The sequence below is a fragment of the Marinomonas sp. TI.3.20 genome (assembly GCF_038155025.1).
Classification (GTDB): Bacteria; Pseudomonadota; Gammaproteobacteria; order Pseudomonadales; family Marinomonadaceae; genus Marinomonas; species Marinomonas flavescens.
The window spans coordinates 1-255 of sequence record NZ_JBAKAS010000140.1; the positions used below are offsets into that span (position 1 = coordinate 1).

General features: G+C 54.9%; 1 protein-coding gene. It reads right to left on the reverse strand.

What is annotated here, in order from left to right; genetic code table 11:
• Positions 1-255: Ig-like domain-containing protein (locus V6259_RS19915; RefSeq protein ID WP_341586006.1), on the reverse strand; the 255-nt coding region annotated here is incomplete at both ends.

The window sequence follows — 255 nt, forward strand, 5'->3', positions numbered from 1 at the left end:
CTCGTGTCTAAATCTAACGTATCCGTTTTAGTTGACGTGTTGCCCGCATCATCAGTTGCTACAGCGCTGACGGTAATCGTGCCGTCGGTCAGACCACTTAGATCCGCATCCGCCACACTCCAGACGCTGTCAGTTTGTGTCGCATCCACAACCACGTTGTTGGTGCCATCACTGAACGTCACTTTCACGGTTTGTGCATCCGCGTCCACGCCACCCAAGGTCACGCTAACAGAGTCCGCTTCACCCGCGTTGGTG